The sequence below is a fragment of the Rhodococcus aetherivorans genome, from assembly GCF_011058165.1.
Taxonomy (GTDB): Bacteria; Actinomycetota; Actinomycetes; order Mycobacteriales; family Mycobacteriaceae; genus Rhodococcus; species Rhodococcus aetherivorans.
The window spans coordinates 51,935-74,293 of record NZ_JAALEG010000022.1 but is presented as its reverse complement, the minus strand read 5'-3'; the positions used below and the strand labels follow the sequence as shown (position 1 = coordinate 74,293).

Here is a 22,359-nt window from a genome sequence, read left to right as displayed (position 1 = left end):
GTCTGCCGGCGCGGAGAACGCGAGGGGCCCCGCACCGGCAGGTGCGGGGCCCCTCGATCGAACGTGTCAGGCGTTGCCGGACAGCTTCTCGCGCAGCGCGGCGAGCTGCGCGTCGCTGGCCAGCGAACCACCGGTCGACTCGGCGGTGCCGGTCTCGGCACCCGTCTCCGACGAGTAGTTGGTGCCGGAGACACCCGCGGCAGCCTCGGCGGCCTCGTCGGCAGCCATCTTCTCGATCTGCGCGGTGTGCATCTTGTGGCGACGCTCGGCCTCCGCGTAGCGGGACTCCCACTCCTCACGCTGCTTCTCGAAGCCCTCGAGCCATTCGTTGGTCTCGGGGTCGAAGCCCTCGGGGAAGATGTAGTTGCCCTGCTCGTCGTAGCTGTCGGCCATGCCGTACTTCGACGGGTCGAACTCGGCGTTGTAGTCCTCGTTCGCCTGCTTCAGCGACAGCGAGATGCGGCGACGCTCGAGGTCGATGTCGATGACCTTGACCATCGCGTCGTCGCCCACGGCCACGACCTGGTCCGGAACCTCCACGTGGCGCTCGGCGAGCTCGGAGATGTGCACCAGGCCCTCGATGCCCTCCTCGACGCGGACGAACGCGCCGAACGGAACGAGCTTGGTGACCTTGCCCGGGACGATCTGACCGATCGCGTGGGTCCGGGCGAACTGACGCCACGGGTCTTCCTGGGTGGCCTTGAGCGAGAGCGACACGCGCTCCCGGTCGAGATCGACGTCGAGAACCTCGACCGTGACCTCGTTGCCGACCTCGACGACCTCGGACGGGTGGTCGATGTGCTTCCAGGACAGCTCGGAGACGTGCACCAGACCGTCGACCCCGCCCAGATCGACGAACGCGCCGAAGTTGACGATGGAGGACACGACGCCCTTGCGGACCTGGCCCTTCTGGAGCTGGTGCAGGAACTCGCTGCGGACCTCGGACTGGGTCTGCTCGAGCCAGGCGCGACGCGACAGGACCACGTTGTTGCGGTTCTTGTCGAGCTCGATGATCTTGGCCTCGATCTCCTTGCCGACGTACGGCTGCAGATCGCGGACGCGGCGCATCTCGACGAGCGACGCGGGCAGGAAGCCACGCAGGCCGATGTCGAGGATCAGGCCGCCCTTGACGACCTCGATGACGGTGCCCTTGACGGCCTCGTCCTTCTCCTTGAGCTCCTCGATCGTGCCCCACGCGCGCTCGTACTGCGCACGCTTCTTCGACAGGATCAGGCGGCCTTCCTTGTCCTCCTTGGTGAGAACCAGGGCCTCGACCTCGTCGCCGACGGAGACGACCTCGTTGGGGTCGACGTCGTGCTTGATGGAGAGCTCGCGGGACGGGATGACGCCTTCGGTCTTGTAACCGATGTCGAGCAGCACCTCGTCGCGATCAACCTTGACGATGGTGCCTTCCACGATGTCGCCATCGTTGAAGTACTTGATCGTGGCGTCGATGGCGGCGAGGAAATCCTCGGCGGAGCCGATGTCGTTGACGGCTACCTGCGGCGAGGTGACGGTGGTGGAGGGCATGTGTTGAGTTGCTCCGGACGGGTTGGTGTCGGTTGATGAAGTTCGGTCGGACAAGCGGACCGCGCGCCGCGCGAACGCCACGCACACTCCGCCGCGGGCGCCCGCGCCGGATCCTTATCGGGCCACGGGCGGACACTCGCGATCATCAGGCTACGCGTCCCGGTGCTAGCTGGGCAAACCCGGCCCGGGCGCGGCGGGCCCGCGGCTCTACGCTGAACGACATGTCCGACGACCGTCACGCCCACGCCCAGTCCGTCCTGGGAGCCACCCACGCAGGTCGGGCCCGCCTCGGCACGCGGGACAGTGAGCGCGCGAGCCGCACCTGGTGGGACGCCGACGCCGCGGACTACCACCGCACCCACGGCGAGTTCCTCGGCGTGGACTCGGCGGAGGGCGAGTTCGTGTGGTGCCCGGAGGGGCTGCACGAGGGCGACGTGCACCTGCTCGGCGACGTCGCCGGCAAGGACGTCCTCGAGCTCGGCTGCGGGTCGGCGCCGTGCGCCCGCTGGCTCGCGGGCCGGGGCGCCCGGGCGGTGGGTCTGGACATCTCCATGGGGATGCTCGCGCGCGGGCTGACCGCGATGGACCGCGGCGGACCGCGGGTACCGCTCGTGCAGGCCGGCGCGGAGGACCTGCCCTTCCCGGACGAGAGCTTCGACATCGCGTGCTCGGCGTTCGGGGCGGTACCGTTCGTCGCCGACTCGGCGCGGGTCATGCGGGAGGTCGCGCGGGTGCTGCGCCCGGGCGGGATCTGGGTGTTCGCGGTCAACCACCCGATCCGCTGGATCTTCCCGGACGACCCCGGTGAGCGGGGACTGACCGCGATGCTGCCGTACTTCGACCGCACCCCGTACGTGGAGGTCGACGAGGCCGGCGTCCCCACCTACGTCGAGCATCACCGCACCGTCGGGGATCGGGTCCGAGAACTCGTCGCGGCCGGCCTCGAGGTACGCGACATCGTCGAACCCGAATGGCCGGAGGGGCTCGACCGCGAGTGGGGCCAGTGGAGCCCGCTGCGCGGGGAACTGTTCCCCGGCACCGCGATCTTCTGCAGCCGTAAACCGGACTGACCCGCCCGCGACCGCCCGCCCGGCCGATCACCCGTCCGGCCGATGCCCGGTCCCCGCCTGTGTCATGGTCGTGGGGTGACGCCCGCCGAGGACGACTCCGGCGCACCGCGAGCGCCCCGCGCCGATCACCGCGACCCGCCGCGGCACGGCGGCCGGTTGCTGCCCACCACGCGGCTCGACGCGTTCTCCGACGGCGTCTTCGCGATCGTGATCACCCTGCTCGTCCTCGAACTGGACGTACCCGAATCCGCAGCCCGGCTGCTCGAGGACCTGCGCGCCGAGTGGCCCTCCTTCCTGGGATACCTGGTCAGCTTCGCCTTCATCGGTGGTGTGTGGGTCGAGCACAGCAACCTCACCCGGTTGCTGCGGGCGACCGACGGGGTCTTCTTGCGCCTGAATCTGCTGCTGTTGCTGTTCGTGACCTTCCTGCCGTTCACCACCAGCCTGATGGCGACCCACCTGTCCGACGCGGCGCGAAGGCCGGCCACGGTGGCGTTCGGCCTGAACCTGACCCTGGCGATACTCATGAGCAACGTGCTGATCGCCTACGCCGTGCGCAACGCCGACCTGACCGACGAGGCGGGCCGGGCCGAACTGCCGGCGCTGGCCCGGGAACGATGGTCGGTGGCGGTACTCATGGCCGCATCGACCCTCCTGGCGGCGTTCCTGCCGCAGCTCGCGGTGGCGTTCTACCTCGCGGTGGCGGTGCTTCTGCTCGTCGAGCCGTTCCGGCTTCTCCGGGCGCCCCGGCACCGAGCAGGCACCGGGTCCGCGTGAACCGGCACCCGGGGGCCTTCGGCCCTTCTGGTCGCCGGAGCGGCCGCCTATGTTGGGCAGCAGGACGACCCGTCCCTCCCACAGACGGGAGACGACCGTGAGCGAGCCTGCGACCCCGGGGCAGGACGATGCCCTGCTGCTCTCGGTGGTCCGGGATCTGGTGGCCGAGAGGTACACGGTCGATCGCGCGGCCGGCACACGGCTCGACAGCGTCTTCGATCGTGATCTCGGGCTCGACAGTCTCGCGGTCACCGAGCTGATCTCCCGCGTCGAGGATGCGTTCGGGGTGAGCCTGGATCATGGGGTGCTCGGCACCGTGACCACCCCGCGTCAGCTGCTGACGGCGGTGCACCACGCACCCGCGCGGGAGCGCCGCCGGCCGGTGCCCGCGCGACGGGCGGCGCCCCCATGCACCGACCGGACGCCGGACGCGACCGCGACCCTGACCGAGGCGCTCTCGTGGCACGCCCGCACCCATCCGGATCGGGTCCACCTGCGCATTCTCACCGAGGGACACCAGAGCGAGATCAGCTACGGCGAGCTGCATTCCGCGGCTGCCACGGTGTCCGCCGCGCTGCTCGCCCACGATCTCCGGCCCGGTGACGCGGTCGGCCTCATGCTTCCCACCAGCCGGGACTACTTCACCACATTCACCGGCGTGCTCCTGGCCGGGGGCGTCCCGGTACCGGTCTATCCGCCGGCGCGTCCCTCCCAGCTCGCCGAGCACCTCCGTCGGCAGGTGCACATTCTCGACAACGCACGGACCCGTGTGCTGGTCACCGACCCGGAGGCCGCCCGCCTGGCCCGGTTGACGCGCGGCCAGGTGGAGACGGTGCGCCACGTCCTGACCCCGGGCGACCTGGCCGGCTGCGGGGAGGCGACCGGCGGACCGCGCGGCGCCGGCGACATCGCCCTGTTGCAGTACACCTCCGGCAGCACCGGCGACCCCAAGGGCGTGACCCTGACCCACGCGAATCTGCTCGCCAACATCCGTGCGATGGGCAAGGCAGCCGAGGTCTCCACCTCCGACGTCTTCGTCAGCTGGCTGCCGCTCTACCACGACATGGGCCTGATCGGCGCCTGGTTGTCCGGCCTGTACTTCGGGGTGCCGCTGGCGGTGATGTCCCCGCTGGAGTTCCTCGCCCGCCCGGCGCAGTGGCTGTGGGCGATCCACACCCACCGCGGCACCCTGTCGGCGGCTCCGAACTTCGCCTACGAGTTGTGCCTGCGCCGAATCGCCGACGCCGACGTCGAGGGGCTCGACCTCGGCTCGCTGCGCATGCTGTTCAACGGCGCCGAAGCCGTGAACGCGGACACCGTGATCCGGTTCGGCGAGCGGTTCGCCGCCTACGGACTCCGCCGCGAGTCCCTGGCCCCGGTCTACGGGCTGGCCGAAGCATGTGTCGGCCTCACCTTCCCGCCCGTGGGACGGGGACCGGTGATCGATTCGGTCGCCCGCGAACGTTTCCTGCGCACCGGCCGGGCGGCCCCCGCCACCGACGAGGACCCGAACCCGCTGCGCTTCGTCGCCTGCGGCCGGCCGATCCCGGATCACCGGATCCGGGTGGTCGACTCGGCTGCGAACGTGCTCGGCGACCGGCGCGAGGGCCGGATCGAGTTCCGCGGCCCCTCGGCCACCGCGGGGTACTTCCGCAACCCGCAGGCGACCAAGGCGCTGTCCCGGCACGGCTGGCTCGACACCGGCGACCTCGGCTATCTCGACGACGGCGAACTCTACGTCACCGGCCGCATCAAGGACCTCGTCATCCGCGCGGGCCGCAACCTGCACCCGGAGGAGCTCGAGCGGGCGGTGGGCGAGATCCCGGGACTCCGGAAGGGCTGCGTGGCGGTCTTCGCGACCTCCGCGCAGACCGCCGGCACCGAACGCCTGGTCGTGCTGGCCGAGACGCGCGAGACCGAGACAGCCACCCTGGACCGGCTCCGGGAGCGCATCGTCGGGGTCTCCGTGGATCTGCTCGGAACACCGCCGGACGACATCGTGCTCGCCCCACCCGGAACGGTGCGCAAGACCTCGAGCGGCAAGATCCGGCGTTCCGCCACCCGGCAACGCTACGAGCAGGGCGACGTGCGGGCCCGTCCCCGGCCGGTGTGGTGGCAGCTGACCCGCTTCGCGGTCCGCGGTGCGATCCCGAGCCTGCGGCGGGCGGCGCAGCTCGTCCGGACCGGTGCGTTCGCCCTGTGGTGCTGGTCGATGGTCCTCGCGGTCGGCCTGCCGACCCTGATCGCCATGGCGGTGCTGCCCCGCCTCCCGGCGCGCCGCGCGGCCGCGCGCAGGGCCGCCCGCGGTCTCGCCCGCCTGACCCGCACCCCGGTGACCGCGCAAGGGGCCGAGCATCTCGTGCGGCTGCCGAACTGCGTAGTGGTCGCCAACCACGCCAGCTTCCTCGACGGCATCGCGTTGTCGACGATCCTGCCGGGCCGCTACACGTTCGTGGCCGGGGAGGTCTTCGAGCGCAAGCCGTTCATCGGTTTCCTCCTGCGGCGGATCGGTACGCGGTTCGTCGAACGGACCGAACGTGAGCAGAGCGTGGCCGACGCCGATCGGCTGGTCGAGGAGGCACGCGCCGGGGGCCGCCTGGTGGTGTTCCCCGAAGGCGCGCTGTCGCCGGTGCCCGGGCTCCGGTCCTTCCACCTGGGTGCGTTCGTGATCGCCGCACGGGCGGGTCTTCCGGTGGTCCCCGTCGCGATCACCGGCACCCGCGCGATGATGTGGCCCGATCACGGCAGGATCATCCACCGCGGAGCGATCCACCTCGCCGTCGGCGAGCCGATCCTCCCGTCCGGAGACGGCTGGGACGCGGCCGTCGCGCTGGAGCGCGCAGCGCGGGCCGTGATCGCCGAACACTGCGGAGAGCCCGACAGCGGCCGCTGAGGAGGCCCGACCGCTAGAGCAGCTTGGACAGGAACGACTGGGTTCGTTCGTGCTGCGGATTGCGCAGCAGTTCCCTGGGAGCACCGGCTTCGACGACCACGCCGCCGTCCATGAACACCAGTTGGTCGGCGACCTCGCGGGCGAAGCCCATCTCGTGGGTGACCACCATCATCGTCATCCCGCCGGCGGCGAGGTCCCGCATCACCGCGAGAACCTCGCCGACGAGCTCGGGGTCCAGGGCGGAGGTGGGCTCGTCGAAGAGCATGAGCTTCGGCTCCATGGCCAGGGCGCGGGCGATGGCCACGCGCTGCTGCTGGCCGCCGGAGAGCTGGGCCGGGTAGGCGTCGGCCTTGGCCGCGAGCCCGACCTTGTCGAGCAGTTCCCGCCCCAGCGCGACGGCGTCGGCGCGGCGCATCTTCTTCACCAGCATCGGCGCCTCGATGACGTTCTCGAGGGCCGTGCGGTGCGGAAACAGGTTGAAGTGCTGGAACACCATGCCGATCTCGCGGCGCTGCTTGGCCGCCGCCCGCGGGCTCAGCTCGTAGAGCTTGCCCCCGCGTTCGGCGTAGCCGACGAAATGGCCGTCGACGTGCAGGCGGCCGGCGTCGATGTTCTCGAGGTGGTTGATGCAGCGCAGGAAGGTGGACTTACCGGAGCCGGAGGGCCCGATCAGGCATGCCACGGTGCCGTCGGGCACGTCGAGCGACATGCCGTTGAGCACCCGCAGGGCACCGTAGCTCTTGTAGACCCGGTCGGCCTGGACCATCGGTGTCATCGGCGTTCTCCTCCGGGGATGTCGGGTGCCTGCGCCGCGCCGGGCTCGACGGGGACGGGCTTGCCCTGCGCGTCGGCGAGAGCCTGCAACTGCCGCGCGGTGAGCTGGCGGCTCAGGCCCTTCGAGTAGTGCCGTTCCAGGAAGTACTGGCCCACCATGAGCAGGCTCGTGATGGCCAGGTACCACGTGGCGGCGACCAGCAGCAGCGGGATGGGCTGGAAGTTGGCGCCGGAGATGTCCCGGGCGCGGCCGTAGAGCTCGAGGCTGTACGGCACCGCCGCGACCAGCGAGGTGGTCTTGAGCATGCTGATGAGCTCGTTGCCCGTCGGCGGAATGATCACCCGCATCGCCTGCGGCAGGACGGTGCGGCGGATGGTCTGCGACCACGACATGCCGAGCGCCACCGAGGCCTCCGTCTGGCCTTCGGGGACCGAGCCGATCCCGGCGCGCACGATCTCGGCCATGTAGGCGGCCTCGTTCAGCCCGAGGCCGATCACGGCGAACAGGAAGGCGGCGTTGATGCCCTGCAGGTCGATGTGCACGAACTGGTGCACGAACGGGATGCCGAGGTCGAGCTGCTTGTAGATCGAGGGGAACAGACCCCAGAACACCAGCTGCACGTAGACGGGGGTGCCGCGGAAGATCCACAGATACACCCACGAGACGGTCTTGAGCACCGGGTTCGGTGACAGGCGCATGACCGCGAGGAGCACGCCGAGGAGCACGGCGAGCAGCATCGCCAGCACGGTCAGCTGCACGGTCTTCCAGGCCGCCTCGGTGATGCGGCGGTCGAACAGGTACTGCGCGTACACGTCCCAGCGGTACGCCTCGTTGGTGGCGGCGCCGTAGAGGAACAGCGCCAGCAGCACGGCGACGACGATGCCGGCGATCCAGCGGCCGGGCCGGCGCAGCGGCACGGCCTTGATGGTTTCCGGTTCGGTCTGCGGTTCCGGTCCGGTGACGGATGTCGAGCGGTCGCTCATCGCACCCCTTTCGCTCAGCTCGTCGCCGCGTTGATCTGCGCGGTGTCGATGGTTCCTTCTTCCATGCCCCACCGCTGCGCGATGCGCGCGTAGACGCCGGAGTCGATGAGGTGCTGCATCGCCTGCTGCAGCACGGGTCCGAGGGGCGAGCCCTTCGCGACGACGAAGCCGTAGGGGGCGGCGTCGAACACGGCTCCGGCGGTTTCGAGCCGGCCGTCGCTACGGGCGATTGCGTACGCGGTGATCGGCGAGTCGGCCGAGAGGGCGTCGACACGGCCGAGGATGAGGGCGTTGGTGGCCTCGTCCTGGCTGTCGTACTTGACCTTGTCGATCGGCGGTTTGCCGGCGGCGACGCACGCCTCGCTCTTGGCGGGCACCTCGTCGATGTCCTCGTAGGTGGTGGTCTGCACCGCGACCCGCAACCCGCAGGCGTTGTCGGGGTCGACGTCGTCGCCGACGCGCTGGGCCCATTGCACGCCGGCGCTGTAGTAGGTGACGAAGTCGACGGACTGTTCGCGTTCCTCGGTGTCGGTGAACGACGACGAACCCATGTCGAACGTGCCGGCCTGGACTGCGGGGATGATGCGGTCGAAGTCGGATTCGCTGAACACCGGACGGACGCCGAGGACGTCGCCGAGGGCGTCGACGAGTTCGACCGCGAAACCGACGATGCGCCCGTCGTCGTCCTTGAACTCGTTCGGGGCGTACGGCACGTTGACGCCCACCTTCAGCTCGCCGGTCGCCGCGACGGGCGCCGGCAGCTGGTCGGCGATCGCCTCGACCCGTTCGGCGCCGACCGGTTCGCCGGGCGGCACGGTCGACTCGGTGTTGACGACGCAGCCGGACAGGACCGCGGCCGTCAGCAACGTCCCGAGCAGCCCCGCGACGAGGCGTCGGCGGCCGGTCGGTCCGGTAGGTGCTGGTTCGTCCACAACCGCACAGTATCCATCGGCGGGCCCGGATTACGGAATCCGCCCCGGACGGCCCTCGGTGTCGACGGCCGCACCTGCCTACCGGTCGCCGGCGGCGACCGGTACGTAGTTGCCGACGTCGGCGACGACGCCGAGCTCGAGCCGGAACGCGGCCGGGTCGAACCCCCGGCGTGCGTGGCTCTCCTGCAGGGCCGCCCGGGCCCGCTGCAGTGCCGAGTGGTCCGCCCAGCGCACCACGGTGACGATGTTGTATTCGCTCGGGCCGGAGCACAGTTCGACGACGTCGTCGCCGTGGAACCCGGGCTGGGTACGCAGCTCGCGGTGCGTCTCGTGGACCGCGGCGAGGAAGGTCTCCCGTGCGGCCGCGGGCACGGAGAACTTGTCGATGCGCAGGATCTCGGTCGTCATGGCGGCCACGGTAGGACCTCGAGCCGACTCGAGGTCAAGAGCTGCGAGCTCAGCGGCGACGAGTGCGGGCGACGACGGCCTCGGTGAATTCGGCGGTCGAAGCGAGGCCGCCGAGATCCGCGGTGGCCACGCCCGCCTCGACGGTCGCGTCGACGGCGTGCTCGATCCGGCGGGCCGCGGCGGCGAACTCCGGCAGGTCGTGGGCGGTGCCGAGCCGGTCGAGGAGCATCGCGGCGGACAGGATCAGTGCCGTGGGATTGGCGCGGTTGCGGCCGGCGATGTCCGGGGCGGCGCCGTGTGCGGCCTGCGCCATGGCCTGGGTGTCGGATGCGTTGATCGACGCCGCGGTGCCGAGCGAGCCGGACAGTTCGCCCGCGAGGTCGGAGAGGATGTCGCCGAACATGTTCTCGGTGACGACGACGTCGTAGTCGGCACCGTGGCGGACGAGGTGGGCGGCCATGGCGTCGACGTGCTCGTCGTCCACCGTCACCGACGGATACTGTGCGCCGATCTCGCGGCAGACGTCCCGGAACAGGCCGGTGGTCAGGGACAGGACGTTGGCCTTGTGCACGATCGTGACGCGGCGGCGGCGACGGGTGGCGAGCCGGAAGGCCGTGTGGGCGATGCGTTCGCAGGCCGCCCGGGTGACGACGCCGACGGCGAGCGCGACGTCGGGGGTGGGCATGAATTCGCCGCTGCCGACGACCATGTTGCGGTCCGCGTAGAGCCCTTCGGTGTTCTCCCGCACGATGACGAGATCCATGCGCGGGGACACGGCGCGGACACCGGGCAGGGCGCGGGCGGGACGGATGTTGGCGTACAGATCGAACCGCTTGCGGATCTGTCCGCCCGGGGTGAGCTGCGCGCGGAACGGGTCGGGATAGGCGGCGCTGTCGTGCGGTCCGAGGATCCACGAGTTCAGGCCCGCGAGTGCGTCGAGGGTGGATTCGGGGGTGGGTGTGCCGTGGGTGGCGATCGCATCGGCGCCGAGCGGCAGCGGCACCCAGTCGATCTCCGGGCCGTGCACGGCGGCGACGGCGGCGTCGACCACCCGGCGGGCGGCCGGGACGATCTCGTGACCGATCCCGTCTCCTTCGAGCAGTCCGATGCGGTGCGGGGCGGGGATTGCGACGGCGTCGGTCATGCGGCAATCATTACCCACCATGGTGCAGTCGGTGGAACTGCTCCTCGACGACCGTCTGGATCAGGCGGTCCGCGAGGAATGGTCGCGGTTGCTGGACGTGGGACTGTCCAGTCAGGCCCGCAATCGGTCCGAGTCGAACCGCCCGCACATCACGCTCGCGGTCGCCGCGTCGATTCCGCCGGGCGTGGAAGGGGCGATGCGGGAGCAGATCACGGGCGAGCCGTTGCCGGTGCGGCTCGGGGGGATGGTGCTGTTCGGCTCGCGTACCGCGACGGTGGCGCGGCTGGTGGTGCCCACGGCCGAACTGCTCGAGCTGCAACGGATGGTGTTCGCGCTGATCGACGGTTGTCCGGGTGTCCCGGCGCACATCCGGCCCGGCGAGTGGACCCCGCACGTGACCCTGGCCCGCCGGGTGCCGCCCGGCCGGCTCGGATCGGCGCTGACGGCGACCCGAGCGGGCACCCGGGAGCTGACGGGCGTGTCGGCCGGCATCCGGCGGTGGGACGGCGAGGCGCGACGCGAGTGGCGGGTGGTGTGACGCCGCGCCGCCGCGGCCCGGTGCCGGGTCAGACGCGGTAGTCGCCGAACTGGGTTTCCTCGCGGTGGGTATCGGGCGTCCGGCCGGCCAGCGCCAGGGCGTCGAGCGCCACGAACACGACGAGGACGAACAGGAGGACGGTCATGGTCTCAGCCTGGTCCGCGGACCGACCCGCCGACAGCGGCAGAAACGACACGTATCGTCGATTTCCGGCCAACCTGGTGGCAGACTGGGCGGCATGCTGACGACGGTGGTCGTGCCGCTGCTGCCCCGCACCGAGGCCTTCGAACTCGGCGTCGCCTGCGAGGTGTTCGGCTTCGACCGATCCGACGACGGGCTGCCCGTGTACGACTTCAGCCTCGTCGCGGGCAGCCCCCGCCCGGTCACCACCCGGTTCGGGTACACGATCGACGTCCCCTACGATCTCGATCGCCTCGACGACGCGGATCTGATCGTGATTCCCGCCGGCGGCACCGGAATCGCCGACCTGGACGAGTCGTTCGTGTGCGGCGTCGCCGACGAGATCGCCGACCTGCAGCCGCTGTTCGCCAAGCTGCGGGCGGCGGTGGACCGTGGCACGCGGGTCGCGAGCCTGTGCACGGGAGCGTTCGTGCTGGGCGCCGCCGGCCTGCTCGACGATCGCCGCTGCACCACCCACTGGCGCCACGCCCCGCGGCTGGCCGAACGCTTCCCGGCCGCGAAGGTCGATCCGGACGTGCTCTACGTCGACGACGACCCGGTGTTCACCAGTGCCGGCACCGCCGCCGGAATCGACCTGTGCCTGCACATCGTCCGCAAGGAACAGGGCTCCGACGTGGCCAACGGCATCGCGCGCCGGATGGTGGTCCCGCCGCACCGCGACGGCGGGCAGGCCCAGTACGTCGCCATGCCGCTGCCCACGGCACCCGCCGAGACACTCGCACCCCTGCTCGACTGGATGACCGAGCACCTCGACGAGGATCTGCCCGTGGCGGCGCTCGCCGCGAAGGCGCACATGTCCGCGCGGACCTTCGCGCGGCGGTTCCTGGCCGAGACCGGGACGACGCCCGCCCGCTGGCTGCGCGATCAACGGGTCCTCGCGGCCCAACGGTTGCTCGAGACCACCGACCTGCCCGTCGACGTCATCGCCGACCGCGTCGGCTTCGGGACGGCCGCGGTCCTGCGGCAGCACTTCCTGCGCCTGCGCCGCACCACCCCGCACAGCTACCGTCGCACCTTCCGCACCGAACCCGCCCGCGTGCGGTGACCCACCGGGTGCCCATGGACGCGCTCGGAGCCGGCGCAGCAGGTATCGACGGGGGTATCGACGGGCAGAACGGGTACCCGCGGGAAGAAACGGTCGCGACACGACGTTGACGCGATCAGTACCCGACCGAAAGGATCCCCGTGGCCACCCAGACTCTCACGCAGCAGAACTTCGACGACATCATCACCGGTAACGACGTGGTTCTCGTCGACTTCTGGGCATCGTGGTGCGGGCCGTGCCGCTCCTTCGCCCCCACCTTCGAGTCGTCGTCGGAAAAGCATCCGGATGTCGTGCACGCCAAGGTGGACACCGAGGCCGAACAGGGCATCGCGGCGGCGGCGAACATCCGGTCCATCCCGACGATCATGGCGTTCCGCGAAGGCGTCCTCGTGTTCAACCAGGCCGGCGCCCTGCCCCCGGCCGCGCTCGAGGACCTCGTGACCCAGGTCAAGGCCCTCGACATGGACGAGGTGCGCCGCCAGATCGCCGAACAGAACCAGAAGCAGGGCTGAGCGACCCCGGGTGCGCACGTCCCGCCGCGAGAGGGCGACGGGACGTGCGCACTGCCGTGTCGGGGTCAGTGCGCGGCGGCGTCCCAGCTGCGCCCGAAGCCGACCGAGACGTCCAGCGGAACCGACAGGTCGATGACCGAGGCCATCTTGTCCCGCACCAGCTGCTGCACCTGTTCGCGCTCGTCGGCGGTCACCTCGAGCACCAGTTCGTCGTGCACCTGCAGGAGCATGCGCGACCGCAACCCGGCCCCGCGCAGCGCCGTCTGCACGTCGATCATCGCGACCTTGATGATGTCGGCGGCGGTGCCCTGGATCGGGGCGTTGAGCGCGGCCCGCTCGGCGACCTCCCGGCGCTGACGGTTGTCGCTGTTCAGGTCCGGCAGGTAGCGCCTGCGGCCGTAGAGGGTGGAGGTGTAGCCGTCCTTGCGGGCCTGCTCGACGACGGCGTGCAGGTAGTCGCGCACGCCGCCGAAGCGGTTGAAGTAGGCCTCCATCTGTTCGCGGGCCTCTTCGGTGGAGATCTTCAGCTGCTGCGCCAGCCCGTACGCGCTGAGCCCGTAGGCCAGCCCGTACGACATCGCCTTGACCCGTCGCCGCAGCTCCGGAGTGACCTCCTCGATCGGCACCCCGAACGCCCGGGAACCGACGAAGCTGTGCAGGTCCTCGCCGGTGTTGAACGCCTCGATCAGGCCCTCGTCGCCGGAGAGGTGCGCCATGATCCGCATCTCGATCTGGCTGTAGTCCGCGGTGAGCAGCAGGTCGTAGCCGGGGCCGACGACGAACGCGTCGCGGATGTGCCGGCCCGCCTCCGTGCGCACCGGGATGTTCTGCAGGTTCGGCTCGGTCGAGGACAACCGGCCGGTGGCGGCCACGGTCTGGTTGAAGGTGGTGTGGATCCGGCCGTCGTCGGCGATGGACTTGACCAGGCCGTCGACCGTGGTCTTCATCTTCATCGCTTCCCGGTGCGCGAGCAGGTGCTCGAGGAACGGGTGCCCGGTCTGCTCGAACAGATTCTGCAGCGCCTCGGCGTCGGTGGTGTAGCCGGTCTTGGTCTTCTTCGTCTTCGGCATCCCCAGCTCGTCGAACAACACCACCTGCAGTTGCTTCGGTGAGCCGAGGTTGATCTGCTTGCCGATCACGTCGTAGGCGGCCGACGCCGCGGCGGCGACGTCCGCGGCGAAGCCGGACTGCAGGTCGTCCAACCGTCCGGCCTCGACCGCGATTCCGGTCGTCTCGAGGTCGGCGAGCACACCCAGCAGGGGCAGTTCCATGTCGGTCAGCAGGGCGGTGGACTCGATCCCCTCGAGCTCGGTGTCCAGGGCCGCGGCGAGGTCCACCACCGCACGGGCCCGCAGAATCGCCGCCTCCGCGGCCTTCGCGTCGGCGGCGTCGGCGTCGTCGAGCAGCGAGAGCTGCTGCTCCCCCGACTCCTCCACCCGAAGCTCCCGCTTGAGGTAGCGCAGGGACAGGTCGTCGAGGTTGAAGGTGCGCTGACCGGGACGCACGAGGTAGGCGGCGAGGGCGGTGTCGCTGGTGACCCCGGCCAGCGTCCACCCGCGGCCCCGCAGTGCGTGCAGGGCCGCCTTCGCCTCGTGCAGCGCCTTGGGTACGGCCGCGTCGGCCAGCCAGGCGGCGAGCGCCGCCTCGTCCTCGGGCGTGAGGGTGGTGGTGCTCACGTACGCGCCCTCACCGTCGGCCGCGGCGATCGCCACGGCCGTGGCGTCGCCGCCGTACGGGATGCAGGAACCGAGCACCGCCATGCCGTGCCGCACGCCCGGCACGGCGTGCGCGGCGAGCCATCCGGCGAGCGTGCCCGGCTCGAGCACGCCGCCGCGCACCTCGAAGCCCTCCTCGGCCTCCGGCTCGACCGAGCTGAGGGTCGCGAACAGCCGGTCGCGCAGCACCTTGAACTCGAGGTCGTCGAACAGCCGGTGGATGCGGTCACGGTCCCAGGGGGTCAGGGCCAGCTGATCGGGGGTGTAGGGCAGGGCCATGTCCCGCACCATCTCGGTGAGCTGACGGTTGAGCAGCACGCTGGACAGGTGTGCGCGCAGGGCGTCACCGGTCTTCCCGCGGACCTCGTCGACGCGGTCGACGAGCTCGGTGAGGCTGCCGAACTCGCGGATCCATTTGGCGGCGGTCTTCTCCCCCACCCCCGGGATCGAGGGCAGGTTGTCGCTCGGATCCCCGCGCAGCGCCGCGAAGTCGGGGTACTGCTGCGGGGTCAGGCCGTACTTCTCCTCCACCGCCCCGGGCGTGAACCGGGTCAGGTCCGACACCCCGCGCCGAGGATAGAGGACGGTCACGTCGTCGGTGACCAACTGCAGCGAGTCCCGGTCGCCGGTGACGACGAGCACCCGGTACCCCTGGGCGGCGGCCTGCGTGGCCAGGGTCGCGATGATGTCGTCGGCCTCGTAGCCGGGCTCGGCCATCACCGGGATGCCCAGCGCCTCGAGCACGTCCTTGGTGATGTCGACCTGACCGCGGAACTCGTCGGGCGCCGAGCTGCGATTGGCCTTGTACTCGGGGTACGCCGCCGCCCGGAACGTGTCGCGGTTGACGTCGAAGGCCGCGGCGACGTGGGTGGGCTGCTCGTCGCGCAGCAGGTTGATGAGCATGGAGGTGAACCCGTACACCGCGTTGGTGGTCTGGCCGCTGTGGGTCTTGAAGTTCTCCGCCGGCAGGGCGTAGAACGCGCGGAACGCCAGGGAATGCCCGTCGAGCAGCAACAGGGTCGGTCGGTCGCCGGCGGTGGCGGCGGGCGCGGAGGAGGTGGATGCACGAGTCACGGTTCCTCAGTCTAGGGACCGGCTCGGACAACCCGGGCCCCTCCGCGGCCGTGCGCTCGGCGCGGCACCCGAAACAGAACAGATACGCGGCGGAAATCGCAGAGCCCCGTGGAAAGCGGTTGCAGCCGCTAAAGTCCGGTTCCACGACGCCGGTCCCCCGGCGCCGCGCTCGACGACCCGACGTGATCCGGAGGACCTGCGTGGCCCCATCCGTGCCGCTCCGGGGGCGACCACCGATACCTCGGCTCGCCCCGACGCTCCTGCTCCTGCTCGTCGCACTCGCGCTCGCCGGTGTCGGAGCCGGGGCGGCCTCCGCGCAGGAACCCACCCCACCCCCGGCGCCGACCACCACCGCGCCGCAGCCGAGCGAGGAGGTGCGGGTCAGCGGCAGTCTCAACAACGCCGGGCAGCGCCTCGGCGGGGTCACGGTCCGGGCCCGCGACGCCGCGGGCGCCGAGGTCGCCCGGGCCACCTCGGCGCCCGACGGGCGCTGGCAGATGACCGTACCCCCCGGCACCTACACGTTCGAGGTGGACGAGCAGTCCCTTCCCGAGGGGGTGAGCGTGCAGGCCGCCGTGCAGCGCGACGTCGCCGCCGGCCGGGCGAACACGGTCATCTTCTCGTTCGGCGAGTCGCGGTCCGGGTTCGCCACCTCGGGGTGGGAGACGCTGATCCGCACCGTCGTCGACGGACTGCGGTTCGGCCTCGTGATCGCGATCGCCGGGGTCGGGCTGAGCCTGATCTTCGGAACCACCGGCCTGACGAACTTCGCGCACGGCGAGCTCGTGACCCTCGGCGCGGTGGCCGCGTGGATCTTCAACGTCAGCCTGGGTATCCAGTTGATCCCCGCGACGCTGCTCGCGATCGTGGTGGGCATCGTCATCGGCCTGCTCAACAACGGGCTGATCTGGGCGCCCCTGCGGCGCCGGCGCACCGGCCTCATCGCACAGCTGGTCGTGTCCATCGGCCTGGCGATCTCGCTGCGCTACCTGATCCTCGCGCTGTTCTCCGACCGGGCCGAGGCGTTCGCCGACTATCAGGGCCAGCGCCAGCTGGAATGGGGTCCGATCGCGATCACCCCGGTGAACCTGGCCTGCATCGTGGTCAGCCTCGTCGTGCTGGTCGGGGTGGCCCTGCTCATCCAGCGCACCCGCATCGGCAAGGCGATGCGGGCGGTGGCCGACAACCGGGATCTGGCGGCCGCCTCCGGCATCGACGTCGAACGCGTCGTCCGGTTCGTATGGGCCCTCGGCGGTGGGCTGGCCGCCCTGGGCGGCGTGCTCTTCGGCCTGTCCGAGCTCGGGGGCCGCGTGCAGTGGGAGATGGGTTTCAAGCTGCTGCTGCTGATGTTCGCCGGGATCACCCTCGGCGGCCTCGGCACCGCGTACGGGGCGTTGCTCGGCTGCGTCATCGTGGGCCTGCTGGTGCAGTTGTCGACGCTGGTCATCAACCCCGACCTGAAGTACATCGGCGGCCTGCTCGTGCTGATCCTCATCCTCGTCGTCCGGCCCCAGGGCATCCTGGGCAGCCGGGCAAGGGTCGGGTGACCGCCGTGGACATCGCTGCCGTTCTCCAGGTTTCCTTCGCCCAGTTGATCGGGCCGTCGGCGATCTTCTACGCGCTGCTGGCCATCGGGCTGAACCTGCACTTCGGGTACGCCGGACTGCTCAACTTCGGCCAGATCGGGTTCGCCCTGCTTGGCGGGTACGGCGTCGGGATCATGACCGTCACCTACGACCAGCCGCTGTGGCTCGGCATCCTCGTGGGCCTGGCCGCCTCGGCCCTGCTGGCCCTGGTGCTGGGCATCCCCACGCTGCGGCTGCGCGCCGACTACCTCGCCATCGTCACCATCGCCGCCTCCGAGATCCTGCGGCTGGTGTTCCGGTCCACCGCCTCGGATCCGGTGACCGGCTCGACCAACGGCCTGTTCGGGTTCGCCGGGCCGTTCACGCAGCTCAGCCCGTTCGACTCCGGGCGGCAGTACTCGCTGCTCGGGATGCGGTTCTACGGCGACGACCTGTGGGCGATGGTCGTGGGCTGGACCCTGGTGCTGCTGCTGTGCGGGCTGGTGTATCTGCTCAGCCACAGCCCGTGGGGCCGGGTCCTCAAGGCCGTCCGCGAGGACGAGGACGCCGCCCGATCGCTCGGCAAGAACGTGTTCGTGTACAAGATGCAGGCGCTGGTGCTCGGCGGCATGATCGGCGGGCTCGGCGGCGTCTTCAACGCGCTGCAGACCAAGTCGATCAACCCCGACTTCTACTCCACCGCGCAGACGTTCTTCGCCTTCGGCGCCCTGATCCTCGGTGGCGCCGCCACCGTGTTCGGTCCCGTGCTCGGCGCGATGCTGTTCTGGTTCCTGCTCACCGTTCCCGATGCCCTGCTACGCCAGTCCATCTCGGGCCCGGACCCGCTGCTGGCCCTGTCCGAGCAGCAGGTCGGGGCGATGCGCTACATCCTCCTCGGTGTGCTCATCGCAGTCATGATGGTGTTCCGGCCCCAGGGCATCCTCGGCAACAAGCGGGAGGTGCAGCTCGATGCCTGACGCGACCCTCTCCGCGGCGCAGCGCTCCGCGCTGTTCGACTCCGTGGCACGCGAGCCCGGCGCGGCCAAACCGGATCCGATCCTCGTGGTGGACGGGCTCTCCCGCACCTTCGGCGGCCTCAGAGCGGTCGACGTGGCGCACCTCGAGATTCAGCGGGGGTGCATCACCGGGCTGATCGGGCCGAACGGCGCCGGCAAGACCACGCTGTTCAACCTGCTCACCGGCTTCGACCGCCCCGACACGGGGACCTGGAGCATGGACGGGATGCCGCTCGGCGGCCTGCACCCGCACCAGCTGGCGCGCCGCGGGATCGTGCGGACGTTCCAGCTGACCAAGGCGCTGTCGAAGATGACGGTGCTCGACAACGTGCGGCTCGGCGCGACGGACCAGCGCGGGGAACGGATGCTCGGTGCGCTGCTGCCGTGGATGTGGCACCGGCAGGAACGCGCCGTCACCGAGCGGGCTCGCGAACTACTGGCGCGGTTCGCCCTGGACGCGAAGGCCGACGACCTGGCCGGCTCCCTGTCCGGCGGGCAGCGCAAGCTCCTCGAGATGGCGCGGGCCCTGATGACCGAGCCGACGGTGGTGATGCTCGACGAGCCGATGGCCGGGGTCAATCCCGCGCTGACGCAGAGCCTCCTCGGGCACATCAAGGCCCTGCGCGACGACGGGATGACCGTGGTGTTCGTCGAACACGACATGGACGTCATCCGCGACATCTCCGACTGGGTGGTGGTGATGGCCCAGGGCTCGGTGATCGCCGAGGCCCCGCCGGACCAGCTGTCCTCGAGTCCGGCCGTCGTCGACGCCTACCTGGGCAGCCACCACGACCAGGCGCTCGAGTTCGACGACGAGGGCAACCCCGTCGGCGCCACGGCCGCGCTCGCCGTGGCGATCGAGGAGGCCGAGGCCCACACCCTCGAGTCCGGCGGCGACCTGTCCGAACCGAGCGCCACCGTCCTCGCCGACATGCCCGGCGCGGCCGGGCAGCCCGAGACCGGTACCGAGCCTCCGACGCAGGAGAAGCCGTGAGCGAGACGCCCTCCCCCAGCCCGGCGCAGATGACCGCGGCCGAGCGCGCGGCCACTCCCGAGGAGCACGCCCGTCTCGCCGAGGGGGCGCTGGTGCGCGCCGACGACATCGTCGCCGGGTACTTCCCCGGTGTCGACATCCTGCGCGGCTGCAACTTCTTCCTCCGCGACGGCGAGATCGTCGGCATCATCGGACCCAACGGCGCCGGCAAGTCGACCCTGCTCAAGGCGCTGTTCGGGTTGATCCCGGTGCGCCGCGGCACGGTGACGCTGCGCGGCGACGACATCACCGCCGCGCCCGCGCACGTACTGGTGCGCAAGGGCCTCGGCTACGTGCCGCAGACCCGTAACGTGTTCCCGTCACTGACCATCGAGGAGAACCTCGAGATGGGAATCTACTTGCGGCCCAAGAAGTTCGAGGAACGTTTCGCGTTCGTCGCGGAGCTGTTCCCGCTCCTCGGTGAGCGCCGCAAGGTCAAGGCCGGTGCCCTGTCCGGCGGTGAGCGGCAGATGGTGGCGATGGGCCGGGCGCTGATGATGGATCCGTCCGTGCTGCTGCTCGACGAGCCGTCGGCGGGCCTGTCGCCGATGTTCCAGGACGAGGTGTTCATCCGCTGCAAGAAGATCAACGCCGCGGGGGTGTCGATCATCATGGTCGAGCAGAACGCGCGACGGTGCCTGCAGATCTGCGACCGCGGCTACGTGCTCGACCAGGGCCGCAACGCGTATACCGACACCGGGCCGAATCTCATGCACGACCCGAAGGTCGTCGAGCTGTACCTCGGGACGCTCGCGGGCAGCCAGGAGAAGAAGCGCAGCTGACGGGTGGACGACGGACGGGGCCGGGAACCGATCGGTTCCCGGCCCCGTCCGCGGGGCCCTCGCTACTCACCGACCACGATGTAGTCCTCGGTGGTGAGCCTGTTGTCCGGCCCGAACACCAGGTGCCCGTAGGACCCGATGCCGGGCTCGCCGGCGTCGGTGAAGTTGAGCCGGCCGGTGACACCGTCGTAGTCGATGTCCTGGCCCCCGCGCAGCAGATCCAGGCACTGCTGGTAGCTGGTGCACGTCGTGCCGTCCTTGGTGACGCTGTTGATGTTCGCGGCGATGTCCACCCCGGCGGTGGAGCCGGCCTGTTCCGCGGCGAGCGCCGAGATCACCACGGCGTCGTACGATTCGCCGGCATAGTTGAAGTCGATCAGCGCGGGATCGATGGCCTTGAGCCGATTCTGGAAGTCCGGGCCGACGTCCGTGAGCGGAGTGGTGCCGCGCATCGTGTCGACCAGCCCGGGCGCGACGGCCTCACCGAGGGCGTTGCCCATGTTTCCGTCCACGCCGTAGACGAGCATGCCGTCGGACGGCCCGATACCCACCTCGTGCATGCGGGTGAGGATCTTCGCGGACTCCTCGAACCCGATGATCGCCACGGCGTCGGGGCCGAAGTTCTTGATCTGGTCGACCTCGGCGTTGAACGACTGCGCGTTGGGGTCGTAGATGATCTTCTGGACCTGGTCCTCCGGCACGCCGGCCTCGACGAGGTTGTTCTGGGTGTTGGTGGCCAGGCCGGTGCCGTACGGGTCGTTGAGCGCGATGATCGACACCCGCTGGGCACCGTCGTCCGAGATCAGCTGCGCCAGGGCCTGCGCCTGCAGCACGTCGGTGGGGGCGGTGCGGAAGTACAGCCCCTTGTCGGGATAGCAGACGAACTGGTCGGAGGTGTTCGCCGGCGAGAACATCACCACCCCGGCGCTGGCGATCTTGTCGAGCACCTTCAGCGACACCGACGACGAGGCCGCCCCCACGATCACCTGCGTTCCCGCCGCGAGTTCCCGGTCCACCGTGGAGTTCGCGGTGTCGGTCGTGGTGTCGCCCGAGTCGCCGGTGATCAGCTCCACCGGCTGGCTCAGCACACCGCCGGCGGCGTTCACGTCGTCCACCGCGAGCCGCACCGCCGCCACCTCCGGGGGCCCGAGGAAGGCGAGGCTGCCGGTCTCGGGAAGCAGGGTGCCGATCTTCAGCGGGGTCGTCACCGGCGTGGCACCGGCGGTCGCCTGCGCGGGTTCGCAGTCGGTGGTCACGGTCGTCGCGGACGCCGCGCTGTCACCGGAACCGCCCGCGGCGGAATCGTCGCTGTCCGAGCTACAACCCGCGAGGGCGAGAGACGCTGCTCCGAACACCGCAGCGGCGCGGACGAAGGTCCGTCTGGCCATCCAACTCTCCTTCGATCGGCATGCACACCGTCCCGGATGCGTCACCGGGACGTGGCCAGAAACCTATCCGCCCCGCGCCGTCCGTGAACCCGGGCGAAATCCTTGTGACGCGACCGTTATCGAAGAATTAACGCCGGTGTGACGGGGAGCTCCGTCATCCCGCCGCAGCACCACCCAGCGTCTCGATGACCACCTCGGCGACGTGCTTCATCGTGGTGCGCCGATCCATTGCCGCCCGCTGGATCCAGCGGAACGCCTCCGGCTCCGTCATCGCATGCTTGTCCATGAGCAGGCCCTTGGCTCGGTCGACGAGCTTGCGGGTCTCGAACCGTTCGGTCAGCCCCGCCACCTCGCGCTCGAGTTCACGGATCTCCGCGAACCGGCTCGCCGCCACTTCGATGGCCGGAACGAGATCGGACTTGGAGAACGGCTTGACGAGATACGCCATGGCGCCGGCGTCTCGGGCACGTTCGACAAGCTCGCGCTGACTGAACGCCGTGAGGATGACCACAGGCGCGATGCGGCGGGCGGCGATCTCCGAGGCGGCGTCGATGCCGTCGCGCCGGGGCATCTTCACGTCCATGATGACCAGGTCGGGCTTCAGCTCCTCCGCCAGCTCGACCGCCCGCTGCCCGTCGCCGGCCTCACCGACGACCTCGTAGCCTTCCTCGCGGAGCATCTCCACCAGATCGAGCCTGATCAGCGCCTCGTCCTCGGCCACTACGACGCGCCGCGGCTGAGCGGGATTCTCGTGCGGGGCGGCTGTCATCGTCGGCCATCTCCTGTCGCTCGGGCGGCCCCCGCGGAGGGGGTGGAACGTTAGAAGGGTACCGGTGGTCGACGGCAGTTACCGATCTTCTACAGTGGTCTCCGCACGACGCCCCCGTATCCCAATTGGCAGAGGAAACGGATTCAAAACCCGTACAGTGTCAGTTCGAGTCTGACCGGGGGCACCCACAGTGCGCCGCCTCATCGGAG

At 70.4% G+C, this 22,359-nt stretch carries 19 protein-coding genes and 1 tRNA gene; 11 read left to right on the top strand and 9 right to left on the bottom strand.

Going from position 1 to position 22,359, the window contains the following annotated elements; translation table 11 throughout:
* Window positions 1-66: 66 nt before the first annotated feature.
* The gene (gene rpsA / locus G6039_RS11815; protein ID WP_029543987.1) at window positions 67-1,530 is read right to left on the bottom strand and encodes a 30S ribosomal protein S1; all 1,464 of its coding nucleotides are present in this window, start codon (window positions 1,528-1,530) and stop codon (window positions 67-69) included.
* Between the two features lie 221 nt (window positions 1,531-1,751).
* Between rpsA and G6039_RS11810 the strand changes: the two genes are divergently transcribed.
* The 3 genes from G6039_RS11810 to G6039_RS11800 all read left to right on the top strand — a co-directional run bounded on the left by G6039_RS11810 (window position 1,752) and on the right by G6039_RS11800 (window position 6,270).
* On the top strand, window positions 1,752-2,600 hold the full coding sequence (locus G6039_RS11810) for a class I SAM-dependent methyltransferase (protein ID WP_029543990.1): 849 nt from the start codon (window positions 1,752-1,754) through the stop codon (window positions 2,598-2,600).
* Between the two features lie 75 nt (window positions 2,601-2,675).
* Complete coding sequence (locus G6039_RS11805; protein ID WP_029543992.1) at window positions 2,676-3,377, top strand: TMEM175 family protein; 702 nt, start codon at window positions 2,676-2,678, stop codon at window positions 3,375-3,377.
* Window positions 3,378-3,474: 97 nt separating this feature from the next.
* Window positions 3,475-6,270 carry an AMP-binding protein gene (locus tag G6039_RS11800; RefSeq protein WP_029543994.1) on the top strand — a complete coding sequence of 932 codons (2,796 nt, stop codon included), beginning with the start codon at window positions 3,475-3,477 and terminating at the stop codon, window positions 6,268-6,270.
* Between the two features lie 13 nt (window positions 6,271-6,283).
* Here G6039_RS11800 and G6039_RS11795 read toward each other — a convergent pair whose 3' ends face one another.
* From G6039_RS11795 to G6039_RS11775, 5 genes are all read right to left on the bottom strand, one after another.
* Window positions 6,284-7,045 (bottom strand): amino acid ABC transporter ATP-binding protein, encoded by a 762-nt coding sequence (locus G6039_RS11795; protein WP_006941148.1) that lies wholly within the window; start codon window positions 7,043-7,045, stop codon window positions 6,284-6,286.
* Entirely contained in the window at window positions 7,042-8,028 is a 987-nt protein-coding gene (locus G6039_RS11790) for an amino acid ABC transporter permease (protein ID WP_006941147.1), read from the bottom strand. Before G6039_RS11790 ends, G6039_RS11795 begins: the two co-directional genes overlap by 4 nt.
* A 14-nt stretch (window positions 8,029-8,042) precedes the next feature.
* The gene (locus tag G6039_RS11785; protein ID WP_050036368.1) at window positions 8,043-8,906 is read right to left on the bottom strand and encodes an ABC transporter substrate-binding protein; all 864 of its coding nucleotides are present in this window, start codon (window positions 8,904-8,906) and stop codon (window positions 8,043-8,045) included.
* 132 nt (window positions 8,907-9,038) lie between these two features.
* Window positions 9,039-9,368 carry an antibiotic biosynthesis monooxygenase family protein gene (locus G6039_RS11780; RefSeq protein ID WP_029543999.1) on the bottom strand — a complete coding sequence of 110 codons (330 nt, stop codon included), beginning with the start codon at window positions 9,366-9,368 and terminating at the stop codon, window positions 9,039-9,041.
* A gap of 49 nt (window positions 9,369-9,417) precedes the next feature.
* Entirely contained in the window at window positions 9,418-10,512 is a 1,095-nt protein-coding gene (locus tag G6039_RS11775; RefSeq protein WP_006941144.1) for an isocitrate/isopropylmalate dehydrogenase family protein, read from the bottom strand.
* 19 nt (window positions 10,513-10,531) lie between these two features.
* Here G6039_RS11775 and G6039_RS11770 point away from each other — a divergent pair, with 19 nt between their 5' ends.
* The 3 genes from G6039_RS11770 to trxA all read left to right on the top strand — a co-directional run bounded on the left by G6039_RS11770 (window position 10,532) and on the right by trxA (window position 12,808).
* Entirely contained in the window at window positions 10,532-11,050 is a 519-nt protein-coding gene (locus G6039_RS11770) for a 2'-5' RNA ligase family protein (protein ID WP_029544002.1), read from the top strand.
* A gap of 238 nt (window positions 11,051-11,288) precedes the next feature.
* Window positions 11,289-12,296 (top strand): GlxA family transcriptional regulator, encoded by a 1,008-nt coding sequence (locus G6039_RS11765; RefSeq protein WP_029544004.1) that lies wholly within the window; start codon window positions 11,289-11,291, stop codon window positions 12,294-12,296.
* A gap of 140 nt (window positions 12,297-12,436) precedes the next feature.
* The gene (gene trxA / locus G6039_RS11760) at window positions 12,437-12,808 is read left to right on the top strand and encodes a thioredoxin (protein ID WP_006941139.1); all 372 of its coding nucleotides are present in this window, start codon (window positions 12,437-12,439) and stop codon (window positions 12,806-12,808) included.
* Between the two features lie 65 nt (window positions 12,809-12,873).
* On the opposite strand, the gene polA is transcribed toward trxA, so the two are convergent.
* Window positions 12,874-15,597, bottom strand: a complete 2,724-nt coding sequence (polA, locus tag G6039_RS11755; protein ID WP_029544006.1) for a DNA polymerase I — start codon at window positions 15,595-15,597, stop codon at window positions 12,874-12,876.
* A gap of 260 nt (window positions 15,598-15,857) precedes the next feature.
* Here polA and G6039_RS11750 point away from each other — a divergent pair, with 260 nt between their 5' ends.
* From G6039_RS11750 to G6039_RS11735, 4 genes are read left to right on the top strand one after another with little or no spacing between them, the layout of a single operon-like run.
* Window positions 15,858-17,144, top strand: a complete 1,287-nt coding sequence (locus tag G6039_RS11750; protein ID WP_206530975.1) for a branched-chain amino acid ABC transporter permease — start codon at window positions 15,858-15,860, stop codon at window positions 17,142-17,144.
* 5 nt (window positions 17,145-17,149) lie between these two features.
* Window positions 17,150-18,139, top strand: a complete 990-nt coding sequence (locus G6039_RS11745) for a branched-chain amino acid ABC transporter permease (RefSeq protein WP_029544009.1) — start codon at window positions 17,150-17,152, stop codon at window positions 18,137-18,139.
* Window positions 18,132-19,172, top strand: coding sequence for an ABC transporter ATP-binding protein (locus G6039_RS11740; RefSeq protein WP_006941131.1), 1,041 nt, complete (start codon window positions 18,132-18,134; stop codon window positions 19,170-19,172). The genes G6039_RS11745 and G6039_RS11740 overlap by 8 nt, the downstream gene beginning before the upstream one ends.
* A 29-nt stretch (window positions 19,173-19,201) precedes the next feature.
* Complete coding sequence (locus G6039_RS11735; protein WP_037201731.1) at window positions 19,202-19,993, top strand: ABC transporter ATP-binding protein; 792 nt, start codon at window positions 19,202-19,204, stop codon at window positions 19,991-19,993.
* A gap of 62 nt (window positions 19,994-20,055) precedes the next feature.
* On the opposite strand, the gene G6039_RS11730 is transcribed toward G6039_RS11735, so the two are convergent.
* Together G6039_RS11730 and G6039_RS11725 are read right to left on the bottom strand one after the other, a co-directional pair.
* Entirely contained in the window at window positions 20,056-21,381 is a 1,326-nt protein-coding gene (locus G6039_RS11730) for an ABC transporter substrate-binding protein (protein WP_029544011.1), read from the bottom strand.
* A gap of 154 nt (window positions 21,382-21,535) precedes the next feature.
* Window positions 21,536-22,150 carry an ANTAR domain-containing response regulator gene (locus tag G6039_RS11725; RefSeq protein ID WP_006941125.1) on the bottom strand — a complete coding sequence of 205 codons (615 nt, stop codon included), beginning with the start codon at window positions 22,148-22,150 and terminating at the stop codon, window positions 21,536-21,538.
* A 110-nt stretch (window positions 22,151-22,260) separates the two neighbouring features.
* Here G6039_RS11725 and G6039_RS11720 point away from each other — a divergent pair.
* Window positions 22,261-22,334: transfer RNA gene (locus G6039_RS11720), tRNA-Leu, on the top strand.
* Window positions 22,335-22,359: the final 25 nt, after the last annotated feature.